The following is a 23,645-nucleotide window of genomic DNA, read 5'->3' as shown; positions in this document are numbered from 1 at the left end:
GGACTGTTTTCGAATCATTTTTACCACTTTTCATCGTGTTCCCATTTATTCTGTTTCTTTTTGAATGTTCTACCGTGTTCTTTATTGTGGCAATCCACACATACTGTTTCTAAATTGTTTATTTCTAACGCAAGTTCTGGATGATGTTCTAGTTCTTTTATATGATGGACAACGAGTTGTATCTTTTTACGCTTGGCACTCTCACTGTATTCATTATTGTCTGTTTGAACACGACCATTCCGTTTACATTCCTGACATTCATAGTTGTCACGCTTCTTTACTTGCTCGCGTATACTCTTCCACTCGCCACTGTCATAGAACTTACGCTTCTCTTGTTTGGTTTTATATTCTTTCATCTGTCTTTACCCAGCGTGTTTGATTTCCTCTATCTCTTTCCAATAAATCTTTTATTGGTGTTTGCGTGAGATATTCTACAGAGTAAAACATCGGCTTCTGTTCATACAGCTTATAATACTTAAATCGATTAACATCAATCCCAACCTTCTTATACGCCTTCTCATTAGGCTTAAAGTATTTGATGTATGCTTTCTTATCGATGGGTATAAGACCAAGTGCAGCGATTCTACCATTTAAAAAGCTATCCAATTCCCCTCACTCCTTAACCAAAATAAAAAGCACCCGAATGGATGCTTAGATTAAACTTATTCATTATTACTTTCTCTACTTTCATCATCATCTTCTGATTTCGGGTCTAACATACTTCCTATATCAGGCGGCAAAGTTAACTCTATGCCAGCTACTGGCTGATTATCCTCATTAAAATAATACTTCTTCACCTTATTCAATTCTTTACTTTTCTTATTTTCACTCATATTACCCCGCCTTTTATGTATGATATTAAATACTTTACTTAATATGTACATCGAGAAAGATAATATGCTATTCTTTTAATCCTGACATTACTCATGCAATTTTTGCATAATGAAAGAGCAACCGTGCACCAGTTGCTCTTTCGTCAAAATCTTTTGTTATTACTATATAAATACGGTATTTATTCTTGTTTCAATCACTTAATACCGTTACATTCATTCACTCCCACAATATTAAGTAACTGGAAGAAGAGCAAAAGCCCTTCTCCATCTACATAATGTGAATTGCAATTGAATGTAAAAACAAGAAACAATTGTTCATCCAATCTACAACCACCGCCACCGGTCATGACGATCCATTTTCAATTATCAGGAATCTTGTGAGCGTTATTTTCCGCCACTACTCACAATACAAATATAACATGCTAATCCCAAAACAATCGGCACATTTACTGCCAAAAAGCGGTCATGACTCTGCCACTTATTTTAATTCGCTAATAACCTTTATTTCCTTAGACTACCTCACTGCAACAGCCATAAAGAATAGATTAAATTTTATTTTTGTTATTATGCTTGATCTGATTGTAGAACATGTAATGGAGGTGGAATAATCCAACCTTTTTTCTTATTCAGACGAAGCAATATAGCTCCAGCTTGTGCTTTTTTCATATGAAATTGACCAAACATCATTCCAACATCTTCTCGAAGAGATTGTCCCATAGCTTGACTACATGCTACTAGCCCAGCGGCAAGATCCATAGAAACTTTAGCTGCAATTTCCGCATCATTAATACGAGCACCAGGAGGAATCGTTTCAATAGATGCAACTGGTCTTTCTGGAGGTGCTGGTGGTAATGCAACTCCATTTAATTTTAATAAGTTTTTTAATTCTTCAACCTCTGATTGGATATCATTCTCTACAAGGTTTTCTAAAAATTTCTTTAAGTCCTCATCTCCTGTGTGGTTAATAAGAACTTGATATCCAGCAATTGTGCCTTGTGCTCCTGCAAGATAACTCCAAATCCCAAAGACTTCCCCGTAGTGCATTGGTTCATTTTGTGGATTTCCACTTAAAATCCCCATAAAAATATTCCTCCTTAAAGAAATTAAACTTTTAGCAACAATACTTACTATAGAAAAAATTTTCCTAACCATGTTCTGGATTAAAGAAAATAAGTTCTTATAACTCATACGGAACACCTTACCTAAATATAGTAATTTTCCCTCATAGAATGTACCGTTACTAAAAATTTATTCTTATAAATAATAAATACATTTCAATTAACTTAATCCATTATTATAAGTACTTTTAATAATAAAAATTAAAGATGTTTATCATAATTTCAATTCAAATGGTTTTATATATTTTCAAACGAATATTGTCTAAAGAAACTGGAGACATTACTGAATATGAAAGGAGGGAAAACTATGAAGAAAAAATTCTCATCTATTTTAAGTGCTCTATTACTAACTATTATGGTTTTTGGTACCAATGTTCATGCTGAATACGATGGAAATAATATGGATAGAGTTAATAATAATAATAATATTACAACTCGAGTTAATGACAATAACATGAATAGAGTTAATAATGATACTAGAACTCGAAATGTGAATACAACAAATGATTTGAACAATGATCGTGATGATAATAATAATTGGGCGTGGCTTGGTTTATTAGGACTAGCAGGTTTATTTGGTCTTAGAAGAAAAGAAAAAGAACCAGAAAGACGTTAATATAGAACATTGTATTTAAAAGATACTTACTTATCAAAAGAATGCAAAATGAATAAACTATGAATCGCCTTTAATGAGGCGATTTTTTATTTTTTCAAAATCAATAACAACTACATAAAAATGGATACTATTAATTGGAAACAATGAATTTCTTAACTTGATGATAATGAAGCTTTACGTCCATTTGATAAACTGTGCTTTTGTTTTATGCCGTTGCTTCACTTACCCATATCTTATATTGTGTGTAACTGACCCCTTAGCCAAATCCCTTGCTATCATTGATTTTATTCCACTTTCTCTTTTGAGTTACACAGTATGAAATTTATGAGTAACTGTATAGTTTTAAAAAGAAAAAGCAATGCTTAGATTTTAAACCTAGTCATTGCTTTATCCATTGCATCTTGGTTTACCCCTATATAACGTAGTGTGACCTTCTCTGACGAGTGATTGAATATCTCCATGAGTAATGCTATATTTTTCGTTTGCATGTACATGTGATACCCGTACGTCTTTCTCAGTGTATGCGTTCCTATTTCATCTAACCCAAACTCTGCGGCTGCTCCGCTTAATATCTTATATGCCATGCTACGACCAATTGGACGATTCCTACCTTGTCTACTTTGTAATAAATATTCATTGTCTTCTCTTTCTTCAATAAACCATTTAAGTTCTCTTTTAAGAGATGCAGTAATTTGTATTCGTTTCTGCTTCCCTGTTTTCTTTTCCCTCATAGATATATGACTGCCCTTAACATCTCCTACCTTCAGTTTCAAAATATCTGAGATTCTAAGACCTGTATTAATACCCATAATGAAGAGAATATAATTACGTAAGCTCTTTTCCTTAAAATACTCTTTAAGCTGCTGTATTTGCTCTGGATCACGTATTGGTTGAACGAAATTCATTATTCATTACCTCCCGTTTCTTCTGTCTCGTAAACTTCTAATCCAAGTGCAAAAGCAAGTTTATAAAACGCTTTAGACTTCCAACGTCGATAAGTACGCTCAGACATCCCTATTTCGTTATAAACCATGTAATCACATACGTCCTCTTCTTCTAAATACCGTTTATAAATAATATCTCTTTGAATGCTTCCTGCACGTCCGTTTCCTAATCGATTTAGAAACTGATCAATACGTATTGACATTCTTTCAAGCCACTCTTCTCGTTTGCTTTGTTGAATATTTGCTATAGCAACATCTTCTAACGGCTTAACAACTGCATGTGTAGGACCATGTTCACGTATTTCATAAGAAGGAGTGACTTTCATTTCTTTACGCATCATCCCAAATTGTCTATGTATACGTACGCTTTCCAACACACCTTCTAATTCCTCTTGTGTCGCTGCTCTATCAACTTTTGGTAAGAAAGATAATTGTTTAGTCATGTAAGACCACTCCTTTTTAATTTTTTAATTACTTTTGTCTTAAAGCTCCGCGTCTACGTTCATAGCGAGGACCACGAATTCCCATTAAATCTTCAATGTCACGAGTACTTAATTTTTCTTTTCTTTTTTTTTCTTGTTTTTTTCTTTGCTTGTTTTGATTGCTTTTTCCATTCACGTAGCTGATCTCTTAATGCCTTCATTTCCCCACCTCCCTTTTCAAAATAAAAAGGACACCTATTCCTAAAACAGCTTTAATGGCTGCTTTAATGAATTGGTGTCCTCTAGTTTTCTAGCCGGACTATATTCTGTTTTCTTTCACTTTAAAATACCCGCTTGCATAAAGCTGTTTCTTCAAAGCTTTCATTCTCCCACCCTCACTTTAAAAGGATTATTTTGTTCAAATTCTGGATAGGTGTTAATATTCTTCATAAAGGAGGTCTACTGATGAAAAAGATTTTTTTAGTTATTTTCATAGCAATTTTCCTTTTAATAATTTTATATTTTGTTGGTATGTCACTTTTTTGGACCCAGCCTTAAATTAAAACAAATAATAAATTACCACTATGATTATTTAATAAACATTCTGTCAATAATGTAGATAGGCAGGCAATAGCCAGAACTCATTTAATGAATCCCTAACCTTTCTCCGATCCCCACGGAGAACCAGCCAAGCAGCTAGCATTTGCTAGCTGCTTTTTATTAAAACAAATAAAATTCGATATTCTAACAATACTAATCACAATACAACTTGCTTCTTACCCAAGTTGTATCTACTTGAGCAGTTAACTTTTGTTAGCTGCTCTTATATTGAATAAATTTCTAAAACATGTTTACAATATAGATACACCAAGGTTGAATACGAATGATCATTATGTTCTTCTTATTCACAGAGCAGTTAGCTTTTGCTAGCTGCTCTTTTAGGTATTAGGAATTTATAAGTAATTCAAATTTTCATTCCCTCGAATAAAATCCAATATTCCGTTAATACTAAGTACAAGCTGCTTTTTCCCCAAAGTAGTCCATTGTTGCAGGGTTTGTGAGAGCAGTTAGCTATGATAACTGCTCTTTTTTAGTTTGTCCGAATAAAATTCTAAATTCTGTCCAATACTATAAATGGGCTGATACAGCTTGAATTAACAGTGACCTCTGTAATTTTCTTTTCCCCTTTCTCTGAGGGCTGAGCAGTTAGCTTTTGCTAGCTGCTCTTTTATATTGAGTTAATAATAAAATTCTGGTCTTATTTCTTTTTTTACACCATATACTTCTAACCTAGACCCAGCTCAAAGTGTTACCTCCTTAAAGAGCACTTATGCATGGTGCTCTTTTTTAGTTTCCTTATTTCTACAAAATGAAATTTTTGTTTAGTTTTCTTACCTGCATAATATTTTGATATTTGTTTATACTATAGTTGTAACTTTTTGTTACAACATATATCCGTATCGATTGTAACTTCTAAAATTGTACAACGAAGCAGTTAGCTATTTCGGCTAGCTGCTTTGTTTTTTAAAATGAAGTTTTTATTTAACTTTCTTGCATAACATTTTCACTTCTACTCATACTATAGTTGTAACCTTAAGTTACAATGTATTGTGGGTATTGTTCTTGTTGGACGATAAAGCAGTTAGTTCATTGAGCTAGCTGCTTTATCATTTTAATAAACATCAACATTTACTCAGTACAAAATAGCGTTTTGATTATAATTTATAATCATGTGCTGCCTGCCTTAAGAATTTTCTTACCGCGCTCTTCTCTCTTTCTACTGGGTTAATTACAAGCTCAGTCACCTTAAACCCCAGCAATTCAGCACCTTCTATATTCCCTCTAAGCAAATTGTGTAAATTATGACTATAATATTCATCCGTTACCTCAATCACTAATTCAAGCTTCTGACCAGCAGGAAATGTAAGTAATTTTGTAGCCGCTCTATATTCTTCATCTTCTTCCATTCGTTTATTGTGCCGACGTAATTTCTCTTCAAATTCTTCAAATTTACTTATCTTTATCATCCCGTCTCACCTTTCTCTCAAATAACGATTTTGTTTTAAAACTGCACACTTAGTAAGAACATACATACAATATCTTGGGTATCCTTTTTCAATATTAGTTTTGGTCTGAGAGCGCCTTGGAAGGCGCTCTTTAATTTTCAAATAAGGATTTTATTTAAAGTTCATAAAACCTCTCTTTATCCAAATAGGTTCAAAATTATCTATTTAGCATATATAATACTTTTAAACAATTTAAATTCTATACATAAGTAATGGAGGCTTTAAAATGGGGAGTGTCCCAAATTTACCACCACAACAATCAATCTCAAAAAAACAAATTAATCCTAACAAGAATCAACAAACAAATAAAAAGCTAAGACGTCGTCTTTTATTAGCACTTGCTTTTATACTACCTATGGTTATTTCCATTCAAATCTGCATTTATAAGCAAGAACAAATGATTCAAGAAAAACAAATTACACTTAATAAAGAAAAGAAAAAGTTGTCTGAATTAGAACTTATAGGACGTTATTTTGAAAACGATATTAAAACTTTAACAGAGAGCGAAGAAGGTATTTTAAAGTTCGCAAGAAAATTGTATGGATTCTCCAGACCTGATGAAACTATATTTCAAATAACTGAATAACTTTTCAATACATAAGCGATGGTCATTAATCATGGAGCGATTTAATGATCATCGCTTTTTATCAAAATTCTATTAAATAACTATTTTATTAAAAACCCTTAATGAGCTACTCCTTACAGTTTTGTAATATTAATGTCACTAAAATCAATTTTTTCACTATAAACTCTTTACTATAATTTTCTATATACACAAACAAGGAGAGAGTTATATGAAAAAATCATTAGTTATATCTGTATTATTCGCACTGTTTTCTAGTTTTGCTATTGGATGTGAAAGATCACCTACTATAAATAGAATGGGAACCGAACAATACTATGTACAAATTACAAACAATGGTGAGATAAAAAAGAACCAACGATTCTATACTTTATCTACTTATAATCAGGATGGGGTAGAAAAAACAGTTACGTTTGGAAGTGTAAAACCCGAAAATAAACCCCTTAAAGAAAATGCCTTCATACGCCTTTATGTCGATCAAAAAGATAAAAACAATACAGAGATAAATCATAGAGAGATAAAATCCTACGAAGAAGTTCAAAAAGACGATTTACCTTTAAAAGTAAAAGAAAAATTACATATTGAATAGCTACCCAATCAACATAAAAGATACTCCCTTATACATGATAGAGTGTCTTTTATGTTGATTTTTTCACCTTCCATCATCCATGCAAAGGCCTGGATCTTTCACCCTTTAACAATTTACTTTTCAACAAAATAACGCTTTTGTTCAATTTACCCTTACTATTCTTCCTTTTTGGTCTTTCCCTATTTCATAGCTTTTTCTACAATCCCAACAAAACAAATCTTCACCTTTGTCTAAACCTTTAATTGGTAAAGGTCTATACATACTAGGAAGACCTTTTTGCGTTACTCCTGTAACAGCGTATATATAACCTCTAAAAGCTAGTGGACTGCCACAATCACATCTAGGCTTTTCGTATTTAGCCATTTCTCCACCTACTTTTCTATAAAATTCAAATTTGATTAAAGTAACTGTGTTTTTCGTTCTTCCATACGAATTACTTTTCCACTTTGATATACAAATGATTGTTCACCAAATCCACCTTGAGGTGGTTCTATTAGTTGAACTTGACCATTTTTAACAACATATATTCCGTTTGTTTTCAAATCTATTTCAGCTGTCATTTCAACAAGATTTTCTTTTCTAATTCCCACCAAGATCACTCCCATATGTTATAATTACTTTGTCGAAGTAAGTTGAGAGTGATCTCAGCTTTTTTTATTTGTCTATAGATATTGCACAACATTTTCTGGAACAAATGCTTGTTCAAGTGACAAATGGAGCCGTATTGGAATCGGCTTTTTTTCATCCCTTGCTTGCTTACATATTTTTTCTGCCTCTTCCCATGCAAATTGTTTATCCTCCGCTCGTTTGTAACGCCAAATTCCAATCGTGTAATCTTCAAATAACTCAAAACGCTCATCAGGAGCTGTCGTCGGTTTTAATTCATCAATCGCTTTGGCTTGACGTGGTATTTGTACAACCACATCTGTATACCTTAATTTTGAATTCAAACGGTGAATATGAGCTTTCTTAGAATCAAATGATACAACTGGTTCTACATCAAAAATTGTTAATTGCTTTGGCATTGTTTTCGCCCTCCAATACCTGCAAGCTTGCAATTAAAATCCCTTCAAGCTGCGTTAACGTTAGTTGATCCAATGTTTGTCCGTTAATTTCAGTTAATCCTAACCCCAATAATTTACGAATGATTATTAGTTTTCTACGTTCTACTTCCTGACGTAACAACATGATTAAATTAAGCCTCCTGTTGATGATTGAACTTTCTCTCTAAATTTACAAACTTACTAAATTCTTTAATAAATGCTAGTTCAACAACACCAACTGGACCGTTCCTCTGTTTCGCTAAAATAATTTCTGTTATGTTTTTATTTTCTGTTTCGCGGTCATAGTAATCCTCACGATATAAGAATGCTATTAAATCCGCATCTTGCTCAATTTGACCATTTTCACGTAAATCTGATAGCAATGGTCTCTTATCTTGCCTACTCTCAACAGCACGACTTAACTGTGATAATGCAACTACACATACATTTAATTCTCTTGCCATCAGTTTTAACTTACGACTAATCTCACCGATTTCTTGCATGCGGTTCCCTCTATGCTTTGGATCCCCTACAATAAGCTGCAAGTAATCAATTGCAATTAAAACCTTTTTATCAGGGTACTTACGCTTTAATTTCCTAGCCTTTGCATAAATCTCTTGCATCGTTACATTTGCTTTATCATAAATTTCTAATGGCAAATCATTAATCAACCCCATCGCTTGACTAATCTTTTCCCAATCCTTTAAATTACATAGCTTCTTAGGATTCTTTAATTTCGTAGCGTCAATATTTCCAGTACTTGAAATCATCCTCTTAAGTAGCTGTTCCTCCCCCATCTCGAGCGAGAAGATTCCTGTTGCTGTATGAGCGCTTGCTGCATGAAAAGCAACGTTTAATACGAATGCTGTTTTCCCCATTGAAGGTCGGGCCCCAACAATAATTAAATCACCTTCTTGTAACCCTGCTGTCATTCTGTTCAGGTCGTCATAACCAGTTGGTATACCGGTTAAATCTCCTACATCAATTTGCATGTTCTTATACAAATCAACAAGCGTATCTTTCAAGTTAAATTCATCTGAGTAACCCGTTTCTTCAATGGCGCTTAATTCATCAATTGATGTACTAATAGCACTCATGTCCCTATCTTGCTGAAGGCGGTTATATAAATTACCAGCAACTTCCTGAGCATGTCTCATCTTCCAAGCTTCAATCACTAAACCTTCGTGATATGAGAAGTTCTTAGTTGTTGTTACAACTTCCGTCAGGTTTACAAAGAATTCGATTCCGCCAATTTGATGCATAAAGCTTTCATCGAATTTTCCAATGAGAGCAACAAGATCTATCGGAACCTCAGCATCCTCTAATTCTCTCATTGCCTTGAAAATCACTTGGTACGTTGGTAAAGAAAACTGTTTTACCTTTAGCTGACAATCTTTAATTAGATCGCCTTCTTGGATTATGCTACCTAAAACACTTTGTTCAGCTTCAACATTGCGAATCATATCGTTACTCATTTGGCCAACCACGCATTCTGTTGGTTAAGTACTGCAAGTTCTTCTTCTGTTGGAATGTTCTGCTCCCATGCTTGTTGCTGCTGTATTACGTTTTTAGTAGATTCCGATAAGCCTTTTTGTTGATAAGGTGTTTGTGTCTGTTGCTGAGCTTTCGTTAATCGCTGAGCACGAAATGCTTTATCAGCTGTCTCAACATCAGTTACTGTTTTAAAGCCTTTAAGATGCCAATCTCTTAAAATCGTATTTACGTAAGACATGTTTCTCGTATTCTTCTCTAAAGCAATCTCCATAGCCTTAATAACTAACTCTGCATTTAAATCATCTATCCAAGCATAAATACCATCTGCGATAAAAGGTGTAATGAATCCGAAGTTTTGCTCGTAAAAAGAAATTGGATTAACCTCAACAACTTCTTCCGCGCCTGCGCGTTCTTCTTGTTGTTGTTCTTTTTCTTTTTCTTTTTCTTCTTCCTTACTAGGGTCTTGGAAGCCCCTTATCAGCCCCTCCAAACGGGCTGATAAATACTCCTTAATACGAGGAATTTTAAAATCTTGCTCTTTTTCTAATTGCAAACAAGTTTCATAGAAATCAACTAAAAAATCCTGGTCCTTCACAGATTGAATCTCTTTTAAGACACACTTTTCAATGTTTACATTTTTAATTGGATTGAATTTTAACCAGTTGATTAAGAACAACTCTTTTGTTTTTTTGTTGTAATTAATTTTTCCGTATTCAGCAAAACGTTCTAATAGCTTCATAACAGTTTCACGATTATATCCTGTATCAGTTTCAATGATACGAAGTGGAAGCTCATAGATTCCTGATTGAGACGTCTTACTGTTTGTCATCAAATATAAGTAAAAATACTTCTCCTCCGGTGTAAGATCTAAAACAAATGAATCCTGCCAAAATGAAACGTGTACTGGTCTATAAACTGCCATATTATTCATCCTCCCGTTTACATATCGCGAATCCGTCCTCTACACGTAATAAGCGATAATTCTTATATCCTATTTTGAGATATTGTCTTATTAAGTAAATTAGGTGTTGCTCTGATGTTGCTTGTTGAAACACTTTAGGGTTCAGCAACACTCTCTGTAACGATTTGTCTAAAAGCATGTAGCACACTCCGTTGTTATACGAATGCTAATTTGATATAATTAATTCCAAGATCTTTTGCAAGACCGTTTGTCTATCACTCTGCCAAGTGATAGATCTTTTTATTTTCTACGTGTTACTAATGAGGCGTTAACTCCTCTTGCTCTTAAATCTTTAATCACTACACGATAACTCATCGATGCCTCATGTTCCTCTTTTGTATCACGAAGCATTTTAAATTCCCTTATACATCGCTCTAGCTCTTCTTCCCAGTGATTTGATTCTTCAGTTGATTCTGCATTAAACATGTTATAAATACATTCACTCATACAGTTACGAAGTTTATTCGCAAATGAAAAATCCCCAGGAAGAACAAGATCATGAAGACGATTGTTTTTATCGTTCATGAATTACATCTCCTTTCTAATTAAATTGATGCTGTACGCATCGTTACAACCAGAAAGGAACATTGTAGAGGTAAGGGAGGAATAATTCCTTTCTGGTCATAACGACAAGCACAGCGGCTTGTCCAAATGATTTATATAATGTTATAATTGCTTTACGATATTTTTCAGAGCTACTGTTGTCTAGGCGGTAGCTTTTTTATTTACCCATTTATGTTTCAAAATAAATGATGCTTCAATAATTTTGATTCGAATCCCCAATAATTTCTTCTCTTGCTTTAACTCAACTGTTTTTACATCCTCATTAAGTAATTCTGCTATTTTAATTTCACCAGTTAGTTTTGCATCATAACGAATTAATTCCTTATATTCTCTTAGACTCGGTTTCTTGTAATCTACTGTCATGTTCCTTCCTCCTTTACAGCACCTTTGTTAAATTCATTAAGCTATCCACCGATTGAATAATAACGTTTTCCGCCATAGCCTTTTGTAACCAACTTCTTTGTATTTGTTCCATAATGCCAAAATGAACTTGCTCAAGAGCTTGTACTACACACTGAGTAGCTTGGATTGTATCGAAGATTTCTTTTGCATGAACTGCGTATTCATGTTTCTTTTTTTCATCATGCTTCCATGACCTTGTTGTAACTTGTAGATTCATAATTTCTTTAGCTGCCGCAATCCCCTCTTCAGCCTGTTTAATGTAGTTCATCAATTGTAGATTTACATCTTGAGTTAAGCGTGGATCTGTAGGCGGCAACCCAACACCATAAATATGTTTAATCGCTTGTTGATTCAACTTTGCTCCTGTTGCATGGCACCAATCCATCGCAAGTTCAAATTCTGGTTTAGAAAGGCCAGATTCAATACGGGTTAATCGTTCATGTGTAATACCAAGGTACTTAGATAGCCCTTTCTTCGTTTTCAGCTGAACATTGTCACAACATTCTCTAGCATTCTGTAATAATTCCCCTATCGCTGAATTGCAGTATATGCTTGTTCCCATATCTGTTCGCCTCCATATTTAGTTTTCAAATGGTTACAATGAACTTAGTACATATGTAACTTGTCTACTTTTCGTATAAAAAGAGAGGAACTATTCCTCAACGTTTGCTTTTACTTGTATCTCTTTGATGATGGCCCAACCAGCCTTGTAATATGCTTGGCGGATTTTATCAATATCCTTTTGCGATTTTGGCTCAGGAGCCACAACATGGACTTTCGTTTTTCCAAATTCATAAGTCGCCGCATATTCTTCTTGTTGGCTCATGGTGTCACCTCTTGAAGTGCTTTTTATATGTTTATGCGACCGTTCTGTTGGTACTGCCATGTTAGTTGATGGCATTTTCTCACCTGCTTTCCATTTATTAAGTATAAGATTCTTGTACTCTTGTACATCAAATTAAATCCTTTACATCACTACCAAGAATAGCGGCTAATCTAATAGCCTTTTCAAGATTTGGATTACTATAACCATTTTCCCAATTACTTATTGTAGATTTTGTAACTTGCATTTTTTTTGCAAGATCTTGTTGCGTTAACTTACTTTTTTTCCTAGCTCTAATTAATTTGATATTTTTGTTCACTGTCTCGCTCCTTGTATAAGTATTTTGTACTTTTATTATATGTATAAGATTCTTGTACGTCAATATATTTGTACAATTATCTTGTACAAAGTTTTACAATCCATCTTTATAAGGTACAATATCTTTGTACTTTTTATTAACGGGAGGTGCTAAAAATGTTGAGACAAAGATTAAAAGAGATGCGTAAAACGCGTAAGCTCACTCAGCAAGGATTAGCCGATAAAGTAAATACCACTAAAGGCACCATTAGTAACTATGAGAATGGTCATAGCACTCCCTCAAACGAAATGCTAAAAGATTTAGCGAATGTTTTAGGAGTAACAACAGATTATTTATTAGGAAGAGAAGATGAATCAAGAGTATCTAATACACTTCCTGATTTAAACAAAAAAGATACTCGTGATATCGCTCGTGACTTGGAAAAGACTTTAAAGGACTTAGAAAATAGCGAAGATGCTTTAATGTTTGATGGAGAACCAATAGACGAACATACAAAAGAAATGATTCGCATTTCTCTAGAAAACTCTATGCGCATGGCAAAACAATTAGCAAAACAAAAATTCACTCCAAACAAGTATAAAAAAGATTGAACGGAGCGAGAAATGAAAATTAAAGACTACGTAATAAAAATCGTAAAAAAACACGGCACAACAAACCCCTTTGAAATTGCTAAACGAAAAGATATTATAGTGTTGTTTGAAGACCTTGGGAATACTCTTGGTTTTTACAACACTTATAAACGCTTTAAATTCATTCATATTAATAATCGAATTAACGAAACCACTCAACAATTTGTTTGTGCACATGAATTAGGTCATGCTGTACTTCATCCTAAAGCAAATACCCCCTTCTTGCGTAACCAAACCTTCTTTTCAGTGGATCGCTTAGAAATCGAAGCAAATACATTTGCTGTAGAATTGTTACTTACCGATGAAATGATTTCTGCTTATAAAGATACTCGTTTATCTATTCAAGAAATTGCGGAGGCTCATGGGATTCCTGGAGGATTCGCCCGTTTAAAAACTTACGTTTATTAAGAAAGCAGACGTAATTCTATTAACTTATGGAGGATTAATAATGAAAAAGTACCTAGTACCATTTACAGCGCTCTTTTTATCTATTGGACTAGTTGGTTGTGATACTAACAATCCAGTTAAAGAAGACGAACAACACGCACAAGAAGAAACAAAGAATGTAGAAGAACAACGTCAGGTAGAAGAAAAAGTAAAACAAGAAGAACAACAACGTCAAGAAGCTGAAGTCCAACGCCAAGCGGAAGAAAAAGCGAAGAAAGAACAAGCAGCCAAAGCAGAGCAACATCAGAATCAAGAAAAACAAAAACAACTCGACGAAAATGATTCCAGTAATCAATCAGCACCAAAAATAGAAGGACCCGAATCGGAGCGATTCAAGGAGGAGCAAATAAGAAAACTTCAAGCCGCTGATCCAAAAGAGAAAGAGGAAGCTTTCGATAGGGCGGCAGCCTCTCGCCGTGAACGATTCGAGAGACAAGAAATTGAAAAAATGGATTGTGATACAGCACGTTCTGCGTTATCTCAATTAGAAAAAATGGATGATAATCCGATCGCAAAAAAACAGGCACTTGATTATCAAGATAAAATAGCAAGGTGCAACAAAGTTAGGAATTAAACAACTTGAACAAGGTAAGGCAATTGTAGAAGAATTTTAATCGTAATCTAAAGCTTTTTAATTAGGGCATGCTCTATTACACCCCAAAGCAAATACATTTGCATTCGAACTCCTACTATCTGATGAAATGATTTCTGAACACCAAAATACTAATCTATCAATTCAAGAGATAGCTGAAAATTATGGAATTCCAGGGGATTTTGCTCGTTTAAAGACCTATTAATGTGAATTTAAAATACAACTTTATAAGTTAGGAATTACAAAATATAAATATTACTTAAAAGGTAGGAATTAACAGATGGAATTTATTAAAAATACTATTTTAAATTCAGGACCTGCGCTTGTTACTTTAGTAACTTGTATTGCATCCTTATTATACTTCTTAGGAAATAAGTTTATTAAAATTAAAAGTCTTACTCATATCGATAAATTATTCTTAGACAAAAGCACTAATAAAAGTTTACAAGTGTGGCAATTTATAATTGCTGTTGTCTATGCCTTATTTGTTTATAATCTATTAGCCCACACTTTCGGTAGTAAATTTCCGAATTCTTTTGATTATGACAATTCAAATTCTCTACATAAAACTTACTTTTGGAGTACATGGCTATTTATAATTTCACTCATTTCACTTATTGTTTCCCGCTTTCTTATAAAAAAATTTAAGCACCACAATTCTTTTATAAGAATAGTTTTTATTTTAATATTATTAAACTTAATCACAAGTATAATTTTTTACTTTTTTTTCTATTACGAATTTGTACTCAAATCTATCAATTTAAGTTCAATATTAATTATTAATACTTTCCCTGTAATTCTAATGTATTTTTACACCGTTACTCTAACAAAAATCACTAAAGAATTTCCCACTTCATATTTAATTAATCTAGTAAGTGAAGATATATTCCGAAGCGAAAAAATAATTCACGGTTACATGCTGGATGAAAAAAGAACAGTTTGTTTTTTAGAAAAACAATCACAAGAAGAGGTCTTTTATGTATGTGATTTTTCAGCTAAAGTTTATCAAAAATATACTTTAATTCCTTAAAATTAAAACAATACAACTCTAAAGCTCAAAATAAAAGTAACATCGAAATTGAAAAAGCCCAATTAAAGGGCTTTTTTATTAACTATTTACTTCTTTACAACTTTATTTTTTATATAATGGATACTAACAAGGAGGTCTACCTATGAAAACCGCAATTTATCTAAGAAAATCCCGCGCTGATCTTGAAGCTGAAGCCCGAGGCGAAGGCGAAACTTTAGCAAAGCACCGCACTACCCTGCTAAAAATTGCCAAGGAAATGAACTTAAATGTTTTAGCTGTTCGTGAGGAAATCGTTTCTGGTGAGAGTTTAGTGAAACGACCTGAAATGTTAGCACTGCTTGAAGAAATTGAAGATAACAAATATGATGTTGTTCTTTGTATGGATATGGACCGTTTAGGTCGTGGTGGTATGAAAGAGCAAGGAATCATTTTAGAGACGTTTAAACGCTCGAATACGAAGATTATGACACCTAGAAAGACTTATGACCTTAATGATGAGTGGGATGAAGAATATAGCGAATTTGAAGCGTTTATGGCTCGTAAGGAGTTAAAGATTATTACACGTCGTATGCAACGTGGTCGTGTCGCTAGTGTAGAGGCTGGAAATTACCTTGGTACACATGCACCATTCGGATATAATATCCATCGTTTAAATAAGCGAGAACGTACTTTAACAATTAATTCAGAAGAAGCCTCTGTCGTTAGAATGATATTTGATTGGTATGCAAATGAGGATATGGGAGCAAATGCAATTAGAAGCAAGTTAAATGACCTTGGCTACAAAAGTAAGCTAGGTAATGAATGGAACCCCTACAGCATCTTAGATATATTAAAAAACAATGTGTACATCGGAAAAGTAACATGGCAAAAGCGAAAAGAAGTAAAACGACCTGATGCTGTAAAAAGAAGTTGTGCACGACAAGATAAATCGGATTGGATTATTGCCGATGGTAAACACGAGCCAATCATACCTGAAAGTTTGTTTGAACAAGTACAAGAAAAATTAAACTCAAGATATCACGTTCCTTACAATACGAACGGAATTAAAAATCCTCTAGCTGGCATTATTAAATGTAGTAAATGTGGTTATAGCATGGTCCAACGTTATCCGAAGAACCGAAAAGAAACGATGGATTGTAAACACCGGGGCTGTGAAAACAAATCAAGTTACACTGAATTAATTGAGAAGCGTTTACTCGAGGCATTAAAAGAATGGTACATCAATTATAAAGCTGATTTTGAAAAACATAAGCAAGATGACAAATTAAAAGAAACACAAGTCATTCAAATGAATGAAGCTGCATTACGCAAGCTTGAAAAAGAATTAGTGGATGTCCAAAAACAAAAAAATAATTTACATGATTTATTAGAACGTGGCGTTTACACAGTCGATATGTTTTTAGAACGCTCGAATGTAGTTTCTGACCGTATAACTGAAATTACTTCCACTATGGAAAACTTAAAGAAAGAAATTAAAACAGAAATTAAGAAGGAAAAAGTCAAGAAAGATACAATACCTCAAGTAGAGCATGTTCTTGATCTGTACTTTAAAACAGATGATCCCAAAAAGAAAAACAGCCTCCTAAAGTCGGTTTTAGAAAAGGCTGTTTATAAAAAGGAAAAGTGGCAAAGGCTCGATGATTTCGAACTTGTGCTTTACCCTAAGCTCCCTCAAGATGGCGACATATAAGCGTTTATGCTTTGTCGTCACCTTGTTGGTGTAATTAGATTTACCCCATTTAATCCTAAAGCATCATTCGTCGAAACTGCCAATACGACAGGCTTGCCATTTCTTAGCGTCGCTTTTGCTGCCATTAGTACTGGAGAGTCTGTCATTGCATTTGCAAATTTACTCATAGAATTTCCTGTTAAAGGAGCGATTACCATGCAGTCTAATGGAATTTTAGGTCCAAGTGGCTCTGCTCCAACAATTGAATTAATTGCTTTAAAACCTGTTATTTCTTCAATCTTCTTAATCCACTCTGCTCCTTCTCCAAATCTAGTATTTGTTGATTGAACAGTGTATGAAACAACAGGACGTACTTCTGCTCCTTCAGCAATTAATTTTTCTAAATGAGGCATTACTTCTTCGTACGTACAATGTGAACCTGTAAATCCGAAACCAATTCGTTTCCCCTTCAAACTCATTTCTTTTCCTCCTCCTTTGCGATTGCATCTGCTGCTAATAACTGAGAAAGAACATTTGCTAAAATTTGCCCAGCCGTTTTTGGGGCAACAATACCTGGTAATCCAGGTGCTAGCAATGCTTTGACTCCTCTTTTTTCCGCATATCTAAAGTCGGTACCGCCTGGTTTAGAAGCTAAATCAATCACTAGCGTATGAGCTGGCATTTTTGCAATAACATTCGCTGTTACAACGAGGTGCGGAATCGTATTAATTACAATATCGACATTTCCTACTTCTTTCTCTATGTCTTGCATATGAAAAGGAGAAAACATCATTTCTGTAATACGTGCAATATGTTCAGATCGTCTTGCTCCAACTTTGACATGGGCTCCTAATGATTGAAATGCTCTCGCAACACTCATTCCTGTTCTACCAAATCCTAGAACCATTACATTGGACCCATGAATTGTATAGTCGGTATGTTGAATTACCATCATTAATGTACCTTCTACCGTTGGAATAGAATTGTATATTGCTACATCATCACGATCAAATAATTTAACAAGTTTTCGGTTCGTAGTAGATACGAGATTTTCCAAGTAAGGTGTACCAATACCTGAATATATAGTAAAGTGTTCTGGTGTATTTTCAATTTGTTCTTTCGTTATTGAAACTTTTTCATTTGAAAAAATAGTATCTACTTCTCCTTTGGCATTTGTACCTGCAACCGGCAAAATAATTGCGTCTACAGAAGTGAAATCTAAATTTTGTATACTTTCTTTTGCTGCCCCTGTGAAACCATGATCTAACTGATCAAAACCTATCAAAGAAAGTTTCGCATCCAATTCAACTAGCTTACGAATTACTTCTAGCTGCCTTGCATCTCCTCCTATGACAGCAATATGCATCTCAGTCAACATTCCCTAATTCACCTTCTTTTTCTGTCATTTATAAGAAAAGTGCCTACTTTTTCTTTTTCCTCCACATCATATGTAATGTACGAGTTTATGGTGATTGAAAATCCAAATGCACATATGATTTATCAGGTTTCTATGTAGATACAAAAAAAGATGACCAAAATGGCCATCCTTCACTCCGAATTTGAATGATCTATACTATCACAAAGAAGCATATCATGTCCGACTTTCTTTATTTGACTCCATGCCACCCTTACTTCTTGTGGTTCCTTTTTAAAGCCTCCCCACTTCCCTACAGGTATTATAAGTGTTTGTATTTGCCCGTCTTTCTCATTAATCTCTAAATCCATATAACCTAAGACTCCCATTTTTTCCGCTTTTTCTATATCTACAACCTCTTTACCACTTAATTCACTTAATCGCATACACACTCCACTCCCCCTACTGAATTTTTCATTTGCATTGTCTATAATTAGTACCTATTCTATATGTATAAAAAAAATAACCTTCTCTCTTTTAAAAAGAGAGAAGGTTATTTTCAGGTACATTGTAAAAGTTGATTATAGTTTTATTCCTCTTGGAAGTTTTCCGTCTGGACTAATAAGTGCCGCAGAGAACTCGTCAGTAAACATATTGCGAATTAATCCGTCCACATTTTCTTTTGTTACAGTGTTTACACTTTCAATAATCTCATCAAGTGAACGATGTTTACGAAGAAGCAATTCATTTTTACCGTTACGGCTCATACGGCTATTCGTACTTTCTAAACTTAACATTAAGTTTCCTTTTAGTTGCTCTTTACTATTAATAAGCTCTTTTTCTGTAATACCTGTATTTTTCAATGTTTCTAATGTTTCTTGCATTGTTTCATACAGTGTATCTAATTGTTGGCTACCTGTTCCACCATACAGTGTTAACATACCTGTATCTTCATAAGAAGAATGGTAAGAAAATACTGAGTACGCTAACCCACGTTGCTCACGTACTTCTTGGAATAAACGGCTACTCATACTACCGCCTAACACGTTATTTAATACGATTAAGTTATAAATATCTTCGTGTCCCATTTGTAAGCCTTTATATCCTAAACATAAATGAGCTTGTTCTGTTTCCTTTTTACGTGCTACCTTATTAAAATGGAAAATTGGGCTATGTACTTGTTCACGGTTTGTTGTTCCTTCATAACTACCGAAATATTGCTCTACCGTTTGTAAGAAGGCTTCATCAATATTTCCTGCAACTGAAACAACTACATTTTCAGGTGTGTAATGATCCTTAATATATTGGCGTAGTGTATCACCTGTAAACGTATTAAGCGTTTCTTCTGTTCCTAAAATAGGATATCCAAGCGGATGCGTTTCATATGTTGCTTTCGTTAACATATCATGCACAATATCATCTGGAGCATCTTCGTACATTTTAATTTCTTCACATACAACATTCTTTTCTTTTTTCAGTTCTTCTTCATCAAATGTTGAATTAAAGAACATGTCTGCTAATACATCTAAAGCATATTTAGCATGCTCATCTAGCACTTTTGCATAGTAACAAGTGTATTCTTTTGAAGTAAAAGCATTCACTTGCCCACCAATGCTATCAAATGATTCTGCAATTTCGCGTGCACTACGTGTTTCCGTCCCTTTAAAGAACATATGCTCTAAAAAGTGAGAAATCCCGTTATTTTTTTCATTTTCATTTCTTGATCCTGCATGGATCCAAATACCAATCGCAACCGATCTTACAGTTGGTATATTCTCCATAACTATTCTTACACCATTTTTACAAGTATATTTTTTAATCAAAAACTTTCCTCCTACTGCCAGTTTCTCTAAATAAGTGCTATTATTTAATGATAACAAGTTTAAGGATGAATGTCATGCAAATGTATTTAATCCACACGTTTTTCATCCAGTAATTCTGTTATATTCCCTACTTTATATCCTTGTTCCTTTAATTTTGTAATCATTGTATCTAATGCTTCTGTTGTTGACGAAGTAGGATGCATTAATACGATAGCACCAGGATGTATTTTTCTCATTACTCTCTGCAATAGTACATCTGGCTCAGGGCGCTTCCAATCGATTGTATCAACAGTCCACATGATCGTTCCCATTTGGAAATCATCTGCAATTTTCACGACTTCATCTCGAAAACTTCCACTCGGCGGTGCAAACCATCTCACCTTTTGATTCGTAGCTGCTTCAATCATTCGATTTGTTCTTTGTAACTGATCTCGTATTTCATCAGACGATAGCATTTTCATATTAGGGTGTGTGTACGAGTGATTTCCAACTTCTTGTTTTGCATCGACAATCATTTTTGCAAACCGCAAATTTTCTTTCACCCAACGTCCTTCTAAAAAGAAAGTGGCCTTCACATCATGCTTTTTCAATATCTCTAATATGCGAGGCAAATACTCATTTCCCCATGCCACATTTATTGTTAATCCTACCATCTTTTTATTTGGATGCCCTCTATAAATTGGAGCTGGTGATAAATCTTCTAAATGAACACTTGGTGAGACTTCTTTGAATTCAAGATATTTTTGATCAAATTTCTTTAGCTTCTTCATATTATTATACGATGCTTCCATATCCACTTGTCTTCCATTATATCCAGGTGTTGCTTTCCATATTTTATCAATCATCGCATTTTGAGGTGCAATCTCATACTGTTTTGCGTGCTTTTGAATTTCTTCGTGCAAGTTATCTTGTGCAAAAACAGAATAAGAGCCTAAACTGACATATAAAGAAAATATACATATGTATGCCAATATACGAACTTTCATATAAACCCTCCCAAATTAACTATATAAAAACATTTTCTTCTTATCTTTGTTAATTTGAGCGTTATAATGAAAACTATACCTATACCGACATAAAAATATATTGAACAACATGTTTTTTACATAACAAAAAAAGCCAGTTAAACTGGCTTTTACTTATTGCTGCTCTTGTTTGTTTTCTTCTTTAGCAGCTTCTTTTTCTTGCTCTTCTTTTAGCAATACTTTTCTAGATAGATTTACGCGACCTTGCTTGTCAATCTCGATAACTTTAACTGTAATTACATCACCGATTTTCACAACGTCTTCTACTTTACCTACACGCTCAAGTGCAAGTTCAGAAATGTGAACTAATCCATCTTTACCGCTGAATAATTCAACGAAAGCACCGAATTTCTCAACACGTTTCACTTTTCCTTCGTAGATTTCACCTACTTGTACTTCGCGAACGATATCTTCGATAATTTTCTTAGCTTTGTCGTTCATTTCTTGGTTTATTGAAGAAATGAATACTGTGCCATCTTGCTCGATGTCAATTTTAACGCCAGTTTCTTCAATAATTTTATTGATTTGTTTACCGCTCGGTCCGATAACGTCACGGATTTTATCTGGATTAATTGTCATTGTAATAATCTTTGGAGCGTACGCTGATAATTCAGTGCGTGGCTCTGGAATAACAGATAACATATGATTTAGAATGTGCACACGACCAACTTTCGCTTGTTGTAATGCCTCTTCTAAAATTTCACGAGATAGACCATCGATTTTAATGTCCATTTGTAGTGCAGTTACACCTTGTGCTGTACCTGCTACTTTAAAGTCCATATCACCTAAATGATCTTCCATACCTTGAATATCAGATAAAATTGTGTAATGCTCACCAGTTTTAACTAGACCCATTGCAATACCTGCAACTGGAGCTTTAAGTGGAACACCAGCATCCATCATTGCTAAAGTACTACCACAAATACTTGCTTGTGAAGTAGAACCATTTGATTCTAAAACTTCAGATACAAGACGTACTGTGTATGGGAAATCTTTTTCAGATGGAATTACAGGCTCAAGTGCGCGTTCTCCTAGTGCACCGTGACCGATTTCACGACGACCTGGTCCACGCATTGGTCTTGTTTCACCAACACTAAATGATGGGAAATTGTAATGGTGCATAAAGCGTTTTGATTCTTCTACACCAAGACCATCTAAAATTTGCACATCGCCTAATGCACCTAATGTACAAATACTTAATGCTTGTGTTTGTCCACGAGTGAACAAACCAGAACCGTGTGTACGAGATAAAATGCCAACCTCTGATGCTAATGGACGGATTTCGTCACCTTTACGGCCATCTGGGCGGATTTTTTCAACTGTAATAAGACGACGTACTTCTTCTTTTACAATTTTATATAAAATCTCATTTACTTGTCCTAATGTATCAGCGTCAGCTTCCTGCGCTTCGTAATGCTCAATAACACGCTTTTTCACTTCGTTAATTGCATCTTCACGTGCATGTTTCTCATGTACTTGAATTGCTGAATGCATATCTTCTTCAGCCATTTCACGTACAGCTTGGTTAAGATCAGCGTCAACTTCATAAAGTTTCACTTCTGATTTCTCTTTACCTACAGCTTGTACAATCTCTTCTTGGAATGCAATTAGACGTTTAATTTCGTCATGACCAAACATAATTGCTTCTAACATTGTTTCCTCAGGCACTTGATCTGCTCCTGCTTCAACCATGTTAATTGCATCTTTCGTACCAGCTACAACAAGGTGAATATCACTTTGTTCTTGCTGTTCTACTGTTGGGTTGATAACGAATTCGCCGTTAATACGACCAACTGTTGCACCCGCGATTGGACCTTCAAATGGAATATCTGAAATCGATAACGCTAATGAAGAACCAAGCATAGCTGCCATTTCAGAAGAACAATCTTGATCAACACTCATTACGATGCTGACAACTTGTACTTCGTTACGGAAACCATCTGCGAAAAGTGGACGGATTGGACGGTCGATTAAACGACTTGCCAAAATTGCTTTTTCACTTGGACGACCTTCACGTTTAATGAAACCGCCAGGAATTTTTCCGACTGCATATAAACGCTCTTCATAGTTTACTGTAAGTGGGAAGAAATCTACATTTTTTGCTTCTTTTGATGCAGTTGCTGTAGATAGAACCGCTGTATCGCCATATCTTACTAATACTGCTCCGTTCGCTTGTTTTGCAAGCTGACCAGTTTCAACTGTTAGCTGGCGACCAGCTAAATCTATCGAGAAGACTTGCTTTTCTTGACTCATTTAAGTACCCCTCTCAATTTAAAGTATTCAATTCTTCTATGTAAAT

General features: G+C 34.4%; 32 protein-coding genes and 2 pseudogenes. 9 read left to right on the top strand and 25 right to left on the bottom strand.

Going from position 1 to position 23,645, the window contains the following annotated elements:
* Positions 1-20: 20 nt before the first annotated feature.
* The 4 genes from AC0OM3_RS05135 to AC0OM3_RS05120 all read right to left on the bottom strand — a co-directional run bounded on the left by AC0OM3_RS05135 (position 21) and on the right by AC0OM3_RS05120 (position 1,913).
* On the bottom strand, positions 21-356 hold the full coding sequence (locus AC0OM3_RS05135) for an HNH endonuclease (RefSeq protein ID WP_046946470.1): 336 nt from the start codon (positions 354-356) through the stop codon (positions 21-23).
* Positions 343-606: a hypothetical protein gene (locus tag AC0OM3_RS05130; protein WP_000376830.1), complete on the bottom strand. Its 264-nt coding sequence runs from the start codon at positions 604-606 to the stop codon at positions 343-345. The genes AC0OM3_RS05135 and AC0OM3_RS05130 overlap by 14 nt, the downstream gene beginning before the upstream one ends.
* A 56-nt stretch (positions 607-662) precedes the next feature.
* Positions 663-833, bottom strand: coding sequence for a hypothetical protein (locus tag AC0OM3_RS05125; RefSeq protein ID WP_001293573.1), 171 nt, complete (start codon positions 831-833; stop codon positions 663-665).
* A 564-nt stretch (positions 834-1,397) separates the two neighbouring features.
* The gene (locus AC0OM3_RS05120; protein WP_000512145.1) at positions 1,398-1,913 is read right to left on the bottom strand and encodes a DUF3231 family protein; all 516 of its coding nucleotides are present in this window, start codon (positions 1,911-1,913) and stop codon (positions 1,398-1,400) included.
* A 345-nt stretch (positions 1,914-2,258) separates the two neighbouring features.
* On the opposite strand from AC0OM3_RS05120, the gene AC0OM3_RS05115 reads away from it, so the two are divergent.
* Complete coding sequence (locus AC0OM3_RS05115; protein ID WP_000726422.1) at positions 2,259-2,567, top strand: WGxxGxxG family protein; 309 nt, start codon at positions 2,259-2,261, stop codon at positions 2,565-2,567.
* Positions 2,568-2,929: 362 nt separating this feature from the next.
* Here AC0OM3_RS05115 and AC0OM3_RS05110 read toward each other — a convergent pair whose 3' ends face one another.
* From AC0OM3_RS05110 to AC0OM3_RS05095, 4 genes are all read right to left on the bottom strand, one after another.
* Entirely contained in the window at positions 2,930-3,472 is a 543-nt protein-coding gene (locus AC0OM3_RS05110; RefSeq protein ID WP_001012164.1) for a site-specific integrase, read from the bottom strand.
* Complete coding sequence (locus AC0OM3_RS05105; protein WP_474211141.1) at positions 3,472-3,954, bottom strand: ArpU family phage packaging/lysis transcriptional regulator; 483 nt, start codon at positions 3,952-3,954, stop codon at positions 3,472-3,474. Before AC0OM3_RS05105 ends, AC0OM3_RS05110 begins: the two co-directional genes overlap by 1 nt.
* A gap of 28 nt (positions 3,955-3,982) precedes the next feature.
* A complete protein-coding gene (locus AC0OM3_RS05100) occupies positions 3,983-4,129 on the bottom strand; it encodes a hypothetical protein (RefSeq protein WP_474211227.1) in 147 nt (48 codons plus the stop codon).
* 1,519 nt (positions 4,130-5,648) lie between these two features.
* Positions 5,649-5,960 carry a hypothetical protein gene (locus AC0OM3_RS05095; RefSeq protein WP_474211140.1) on the bottom strand — a complete coding sequence of 104 codons (312 nt, stop codon included), beginning with the start codon at positions 5,958-5,960 and terminating at the stop codon, positions 5,649-5,651.
* A 265-nt stretch (positions 5,961-6,225) separates the two neighbouring features.
* Here AC0OM3_RS05095 and AC0OM3_RS05090 point away from each other — a divergent pair, with 265 nt between their 5' ends.
* Both AC0OM3_RS05090 and AC0OM3_RS05085 read left to right on the top strand, forming a co-directional pair.
* On the top strand, positions 6,226-6,585 hold the full coding sequence (locus tag AC0OM3_RS05090) for an FtsB family cell division protein (RefSeq protein ID WP_474211139.1): 360 nt from the start codon (positions 6,226-6,228) through the stop codon (positions 6,583-6,585).
* Between the two features lie 208 nt (positions 6,586-6,793).
* The gene (locus AC0OM3_RS05085; RefSeq protein ID WP_474211137.1) at positions 6,794-7,171 is read left to right on the top strand and encodes a YxeA family protein; all 378 of its coding nucleotides are present in this window, start codon (positions 6,794-6,796) and stop codon (positions 7,169-7,171) included.
* Positions 7,172-7,312: 141 nt separating this feature from the next.
* On the opposite strand, the gene AC0OM3_RS05080 is transcribed toward AC0OM3_RS05085, so the two are convergent.
* From AC0OM3_RS05080 to AC0OM3_RS05030, 11 genes are all read right to left on the bottom strand, one after another.
* Positions 7,313-7,534, bottom strand: a complete 222-nt coding sequence (locus AC0OM3_RS05080; RefSeq protein WP_474211136.1) for a hypothetical protein — start codon at positions 7,532-7,534, stop codon at positions 7,313-7,315.
* Between the two features lie 35 nt (positions 7,535-7,569).
* A complete protein-coding gene (locus AC0OM3_RS05075; RefSeq protein ID WP_000512858.1) occupies positions 7,570-7,761 on the bottom strand; it encodes a DUF3954 domain-containing protein in 192 nt (63 codons plus the stop codon).
* Positions 7,762-7,833: 72 nt separating this feature from the next.
* A complete protein-coding gene (locus AC0OM3_RS05070; RefSeq protein WP_474211134.1) occupies positions 7,834-8,196 on the bottom strand; it encodes a cell division protein SepF in 363 nt (120 codons plus the stop codon).
* The gene (locus tag AC0OM3_RS05065; protein WP_060488440.1) at positions 8,171-8,359 is read right to left on the bottom strand and encodes a hypothetical protein; all 189 of its coding nucleotides are present in this window, start codon (positions 8,357-8,359) and stop codon (positions 8,171-8,173) included. Before AC0OM3_RS05065 ends, AC0OM3_RS05070 begins: the two co-directional genes overlap by 26 nt.
* Positions 8,360-8,366: 7 nt before the next feature.
* Complete coding sequence (dnaB, locus tag AC0OM3_RS05060; RefSeq protein ID WP_474211133.1) at positions 8,367-9,689, bottom strand: replicative DNA helicase; 1,323 nt, start codon at positions 9,687-9,689, stop codon at positions 8,367-8,369.
* Positions 9,686-10,630, bottom strand: a complete 945-nt coding sequence (locus AC0OM3_RS05055; protein ID WP_474211132.1) for a DnaD domain-containing protein — start codon at positions 10,628-10,630, stop codon at positions 9,686-9,688. The genes dnaB and AC0OM3_RS05055 overlap by 4 nt, the downstream gene beginning before the upstream one ends.
* 279 nt (positions 10,631-10,909) lie before the next feature.
* A complete protein-coding gene (locus AC0OM3_RS05050; protein ID WP_043937853.1) occupies positions 10,910-11,194 on the bottom strand; it encodes a hypothetical protein in 285 nt (94 codons plus the stop codon).
* 180 nt (positions 11,195-11,374) lie between these two features.
* The gene (locus tag AC0OM3_RS05045; protein WP_000215318.1) at positions 11,375-11,596 is read right to left on the bottom strand and encodes a hypothetical protein; all 222 of its coding nucleotides are present in this window, start codon (positions 11,594-11,596) and stop codon (positions 11,375-11,377) included.
* A gap of 13 nt (positions 11,597-11,609) precedes the next feature.
* Complete coding sequence (locus AC0OM3_RS05040) at positions 11,610-12,197, bottom strand: hypothetical protein (protein ID WP_000537277.1); 588 nt, start codon at positions 12,195-12,197, stop codon at positions 11,610-11,612.
* Positions 12,198-12,287: 90 nt separating this feature from the next.
* Positions 12,288-12,536 carry a hypothetical protein gene (locus AC0OM3_RS05035; protein WP_098598934.1) on the bottom strand — a complete coding sequence of 83 codons (249 nt, stop codon included), beginning with the start codon at positions 12,534-12,536 and terminating at the stop codon, positions 12,288-12,290.
* Positions 12,537-12,588: 52 nt separating this feature from the next.
* Entirely contained in the window at positions 12,589-12,777 is a 189-nt protein-coding gene (locus tag AC0OM3_RS05030; RefSeq protein ID WP_076774734.1) for a helix-turn-helix transcriptional regulator, read from the bottom strand.
* 155 nt (positions 12,778-12,932) lie between these two features.
* On the opposite strand from AC0OM3_RS05030, the gene AC0OM3_RS05025 reads away from it, so the two are divergent.
* The 6 genes and pseudogenes from AC0OM3_RS05025 (at position 12,933) to AC0OM3_RS05000 (ending at position 17,165) form a co-directional block, all read left to right on the top strand.
* The gene (locus tag AC0OM3_RS05025) at positions 12,933-13,367 is read left to right on the top strand and encodes a helix-turn-helix domain-containing protein (protein ID WP_063548461.1); all 435 of its coding nucleotides are present in this window, start codon (positions 12,933-12,935) and stop codon (positions 13,365-13,367) included.
* A gap of 12 nt (positions 13,368-13,379) precedes the next feature.
* The gene (locus AC0OM3_RS05020; RefSeq protein WP_095021586.1) at positions 13,380-13,814 is read left to right on the top strand and encodes an ImmA/IrrE family metallo-endopeptidase; all 435 of its coding nucleotides are present in this window, start codon (positions 13,380-13,382) and stop codon (positions 13,812-13,814) included.
* A gap of 40 nt (positions 13,815-13,854) precedes the next feature.
* Positions 13,855-14,427, top strand: a complete 573-nt coding sequence (locus AC0OM3_RS05015) for a hypothetical protein (RefSeq protein WP_095021585.1) — start codon at positions 13,855-13,857, stop codon at positions 14,425-14,427.
* Between the two features lie 61 nt (positions 14,428-14,488).
* Positions 14,489-14,650, top strand: a pseudogene (locus AC0OM3_RS05010) (ImmA/IrrE family metallo-endopeptidase); the annotation flags it as partial.
* Between the two features lie 75 nt (positions 14,651-14,725).
* Entirely contained in the window at positions 14,726-15,475 is a 750-nt protein-coding gene (locus tag AC0OM3_RS05005; RefSeq protein WP_076774729.1) for a hypothetical protein, read from the top strand.
* A 142-nt stretch (positions 15,476-15,617) separates the two neighbouring features.
* Positions 15,618-17,165 (top strand): recombinase family protein, encoded by a 1,548-nt coding sequence (locus AC0OM3_RS05000; protein ID WP_098977946.1) that lies wholly within the window; start codon positions 15,618-15,620, stop codon positions 17,163-17,165.
* A 32-nt stretch (positions 17,166-17,197) separates the two neighbouring features.
* On the opposite strand, the pseudogene dpaB reads toward AC0OM3_RS05000, so the two are convergent.
* The 6 genes and pseudogenes from dpaB to pnp all read right to left on the bottom strand — a co-directional run.
* Positions 17,198-17,623, bottom strand: a pseudogene (gene dpaB, locus AC0OM3_RS04995) (dipicolinate synthase subunit B); the annotation flags it as partial.
* Positions 17,620-18,522 carry a dipicolinic acid synthetase subunit A gene (gene dpaA / locus AC0OM3_RS04990; RefSeq protein ID WP_000954738.1) on the bottom strand — a complete coding sequence of 301 codons (903 nt, stop codon included), beginning with the start codon at positions 18,520-18,522 and terminating at the stop codon, positions 17,620-17,622. The pseudogene dpaB and the gene dpaA, both read right to left, overlap by 4 nt.
* Positions 18,523-18,692: 170 nt before the next feature.
* Positions 18,693-18,944, bottom strand: a complete 252-nt coding sequence (locus AC0OM3_RS04985; RefSeq protein WP_001239758.1) for a YlmC/YmxH family sporulation protein — start codon at positions 18,942-18,944, stop codon at positions 18,693-18,695.
* 135 nt (positions 18,945-19,079) lie between these two features.
* Positions 19,080-20,321 (bottom strand): M16 family metallopeptidase, encoded by a 1,242-nt coding sequence (locus AC0OM3_RS04980; RefSeq protein WP_000593000.1) that lies wholly within the window; start codon positions 20,319-20,321, stop codon positions 19,080-19,082.
* A gap of 86 nt (positions 20,322-20,407) precedes the next feature.
* Entirely contained in the window at positions 20,408-21,307 is a 900-nt protein-coding gene (locus AC0OM3_RS04975) for a polysaccharide deacetylase family protein (protein WP_046946446.1), read from the bottom strand.
* 153 nt (positions 21,308-21,460) lie between these two features.
* Positions 21,461-23,599, bottom strand: a complete 2,139-nt coding sequence (pnp, locus tag AC0OM3_RS04970) for a polyribonucleotide nucleotidyltransferase (RefSeq protein ID WP_000076737.1) — start codon at positions 23,597-23,599, stop codon at positions 21,461-21,463.
* Positions 23,600-23,645: the final 46 nt, after the last annotated feature.

Source organism: Bacillus sp. FAU20 (assembly GCF_056033865.1).
Note: the sequence above shows the minus strand (reverse complement) of the source record. Positions and strands in the feature narration are given on the sequence as shown.

Bases quoted from the DNA above. Each gene is read 5' to 3' on its own strand.
- dpaA (WP_000954738.1), bottom strand. From the start codon at position 18,522: ATGTTGACTGAGATGCATATTGCTGTCATAGGAGGAGATGCAAGGCAG.
- AC0OM3_RS04985 (WP_001239758.1), bottom strand. From the start codon at position 18,944: ATGCGATTAAGTGAATTAAGTGGTAAAGAGGTTGTAGATATAGAAAAA.
- AC0OM3_RS05105 (WP_474211141.1), bottom strand. From the start codon at position 3,954: ATGACTAAACAATTATCTTTCTTACCAAAAGTTGATAGAGCAGCGACA.
- AC0OM3_RS04975 (WP_046946446.1), bottom strand. From the start codon at position 21,307: ATGAAAGTTCGTATATTGGCATACATATGTATATTTTCTTTATATGTC.
- AC0OM3_RS05000 (WP_098977946.1), top strand. From the start codon at position 15,618: ATGAAAACCGCAATTTATCTAAGAAAATCCCGCGCTGATCTTGAAGCT.
- AC0OM3_RS05085 (WP_474211137.1), top strand. From the start codon at position 6,794: ATGAAAAAATCATTAGTTATATCTGTATTATTCGCACTGTTTTCTAGT.
- AC0OM3_RS05055 (WP_474211132.1), bottom strand. From the start codon at position 10,630: ATGGCAGTTTATAGACCAGTACACGTTTCATTTTGGCAGGATTCATTT.
- AC0OM3_RS05035 (WP_098598934.1), bottom strand. From the start codon at position 12,536: ATGCCATCAACTAACATGGCAGTACCAACAGAACGGTCGCATAAACAT.
- AC0OM3_RS05040 (WP_000537277.1), bottom strand. From the start codon at position 12,197: ATGGGAACAAGCATATACTGCAATTCAGCGATAGGGGAATTATTACAG.
- AC0OM3_RS05125 (WP_001293573.1), bottom strand. From the start codon at position 833: ATGAGTGAAAATAAGAAAAGTAAAGAATTGAATAAGGTGAAGAAGTAT.
- AC0OM3_RS05050 (WP_043937853.1), bottom strand. From the start codon at position 11,194: ATGAACGATAAAAACAATCGTCTTCATGATCTTGTTCTTCCTGGGGAT.
- AC0OM3_RS05065 (WP_060488440.1), bottom strand. From the start codon at position 8,359: ATGTTGTTACGTCAGGAAGTAGAACGTAGAAAACTAATAATCATTCGT.
- AC0OM3_RS05135 (WP_046946470.1), bottom strand. From the start codon at position 356: ATGAAAGAATATAAAACCAAACAAGAGAAGCGTAAGTTCTATGACAGT.
- AC0OM3_RS05110 (WP_001012164.1), bottom strand. From the start codon at position 3,472: ATGAATTTCGTTCAACCAATACGTGATCCAGAGCAAATACAGCAGCTT.
- dnaB (WP_474211133.1), bottom strand. From the start codon at position 9,689: ATGAGTAACGATATGATTCGCAATGTTGAAGCTGAACAAAGTGTTTTA.
- AC0OM3_RS05015 (WP_095021585.1), top strand. From the start codon at position 13,855: ATGAAAAAGTACCTAGTACCATTTACAGCGCTCTTTTTATCTATTGGA.
- AC0OM3_RS05095 (WP_474211140.1), bottom strand. From the start codon at position 5,960: ATGATAAAGATAAGTAAATTTGAAGAATTTGAAGAGAAATTACGTCGG.
- AC0OM3_RS05045 (WP_000215318.1), bottom strand. From the start codon at position 11,596: ATGACAGTAGATTACAAGAAACCGAGTCTAAGAGAATATAAGGAATTA.
- AC0OM3_RS05090 (WP_474211139.1), top strand. From the start codon at position 6,226: ATGGGGAGTGTCCCAAATTTACCACCACAACAATCAATCTCAAAAAAA.
- AC0OM3_RS05070 (WP_474211134.1), bottom strand. From the start codon at position 8,196: ATGCCAAAGCAATTAACAATTTTTGATGTAGAACCAGTTGTATCATTT.
- AC0OM3_RS05115 (WP_000726422.1), top strand. From the start codon at position 2,259: ATGAAGAAAAAATTCTCATCTATTTTAAGTGCTCTATTACTAACTATT.
- AC0OM3_RS05025 (WP_063548461.1), top strand. From the start codon at position 12,933: ATGTTGAGACAAAGATTAAAAGAGATGCGTAAAACGCGTAAGCTCACT.
- AC0OM3_RS05005 (WP_076774729.1), top strand. From the start codon at position 14,726: ATGGAATTTATTAAAAATACTATTTTAAATTCAGGACCTGCGCTTGTT.
- AC0OM3_RS05080 (WP_474211136.1), bottom strand. From the start codon at position 7,534: ATGGCTAAATACGAAAAGCCTAGATGTGATTGTGGCAGTCCACTAGCT.
- AC0OM3_RS05020 (WP_095021586.1), top strand. From the start codon at position 13,380: ATGAAAATTAAAGACTACGTAATAAAAATCGTAAAAAAACACGGCACA.
- AC0OM3_RS05120 (WP_000512145.1), bottom strand. From the start codon at position 1,913: ATGGGGATTTTAAGTGGAAATCCACAAAATGAACCAATGCACTACGGG.
- pnp (WP_000076737.1), bottom strand. From the start codon at position 23,599: ATGAGTCAAGAAAAGCAAGTCTTCTCGATAGATTTAGCTGGTCGCCAG.